General features: G+C 51.7%; 2 protein-coding genes. Both read right to left on the bottom strand.

What is annotated here, in order from left to right:
• Positions 1 to 628 precede the first annotated feature (628 nt).
• A complete protein-coding gene (locus tag CSQ89_RS21375; protein WP_099407968.1) occupies positions 629 to 1,111 on the bottom strand; it encodes a nuclear transport factor 2 family protein in 483 nt (160 codons plus the stop codon).
• Positions 1,112 to 1,159: 48 nt separating this feature from the next.
• Positions 1,160 to 1,558 (bottom strand): carboxymuconolactone decarboxylase family protein, encoded by a 399-nt coding sequence (locus tag CSQ89_RS21370; RefSeq protein ID WP_255408670.1) that lies wholly within the window; start codon positions 1,556 to 1,558, stop codon positions 1,160 to 1,162.
• Positions 1,559 to 1,690 lie beyond the last annotated feature (132 nt).

Genomic DNA, 1,690 nt, shown 5'->3' with positions numbered 1-1,690 from the left:
AAAAAAACGAGCCGCTATTTCGATAGCGGCGTTAGTCGACGAATATGTCCGGATGGCAATCGCCAGTGTTTAGGGTGAGCGATAGAAATGTTTAAAAATAATTGGCGGCATCATTGTTGGCTCGCCCAGTTCAGGGGTGTGTTAGTTTGCCCCATTGGATAATGAGGCGGGCAAGTTGCTGATTTGTAATGGACTTAAGCAGATACAGAGCGGAACCCGCGCCGCACCGCGAACGGGACTTGCCCGTGAAAATAATTTGCGCTGACCCCCGATATATTTTTTAATACTTATCGTCGCAGGGGACAACACTGCTGAAGCACGCCTAGAACTGCGCTATCACGATGCAAGAGAAACTTTCCGACAGTACATAGCGCAGATCCATCACAAACACTGCCATACGCTTGATATCTTGGTGTTGGGCTATCATCTACAGTGGCTGGATGAGCAGCAGGCAAGAGACACCAACAGGCAGCCCAATCAAATTGAAGGTCCCACTGGTGAATTAACCCGCAATGTATCAGACGACCATGTCAACGCCAGTATTCAGGCGGTTCTACACCTTTCCCATCTGCGAGCCGCTACACCTAATACGTAGTCTCATTGGCTGTTGGTCAATCCAATAGGCTGATCATAAGCCAAGGTCACTTAATCCTGGGTGATCTAGGGGGCGACAGCCCTGTGGCCAATGAAAAAGTCGGGCCGTCTCAGTGATCTCTAGGTCGTTAATGCTAGCGTGGCGCATAGCCATCAAGCCGTTGCTATCAAACTCCCAATTCTCGTTGCCATAGGACCGATACCACTGTCCGGCATCATCGTGCCATTCATAGGCAAATCGAACGGCGATCCGGTTGTCGGTGTGAGCCCATAGCTCCTTGATCAGGCGGTAATCGAGCTCACGCTGCCATTTTCGGGTCAAAAATGTTTCTATTGCCTCTCTTCCGTTTAGGAACGTATCGCGATTGCGCCAGCGGCTGTCCGATGTATATGCAAGCGCAACTTTAGCGGGATCACGTCCGTTCCAACCATCTTCGGCGGCCCGCACCTTGATTATCGCATCGTCTCGATTGAATGGTGGAATTGGCGGACGCATAGCATGTGTGGACTCTGTCATGGTGATTCCAGAATTGAAATAGGTAGCGAAGAATGCAGACAGTACCGCTTACTTGGCGGAGACCACAGGGAAGTCAATATCTGTCTGGGCGACGTTATTGATGTAGTTAGTCAGCACATTGAGAGCGACGACCACCACTATCTCGACCACCTCTGCCTCATCAAAGCCTGCATGGCGCAGCGTGGCCAGATCGGCATCACTCACCCGGCCGCGCTCGGAAGCGACGCGGAAGGCAAAGTGTAGTGCTGCAGCCGTCTTAGCATCGCTGCTGTGGTGGTCACGGGCGGCAGCAATCTCGGCTTCAGTCATCTTGACCACATTCAGGCCCAAATAAGTGTGGGCGGAGAGGCAGTAGCTACAGCCGTTGAATTCGGCAACCGTCAAGGCGATCCGCTCACGCAATGCTGCGTCCAGCTTGCCCTTGTTCAACGCACCATTGAGTGACAGATAGCTGTCAAACAGCGCCCAATAGTTACCAGGTAACAGCGTCCAATTCTTTCCATTTACTCAGTACGTCTTCGACCCTTTCTTGCGGTGTTTGAATCGGTAGGAATCATTACCCGTTTCCAGAATGTCGCA

The sequence above is a fragment of the Chitinimonas sp. BJB300 genome (genome assembly GCF_002735695.1).
GTDB lineage: Bacteria > Pseudomonadota > Gammaproteobacteria > Burkholderiales > Chitinimonadaceae > Chitinimonas.
Note: the sequence above shows the minus strand (reverse complement) of the source record. Positions and strands in the feature narration are given on the sequence as shown.

Coding starts and splice junctions, on each gene's coding strand:
- CSQ89_RS21375 (WP_099407968.1), bottom strand. CDS start 1,111: ATGACAGAGTCCACACATGCTATGCGTCCGCCAATTCCACCATTCAAT.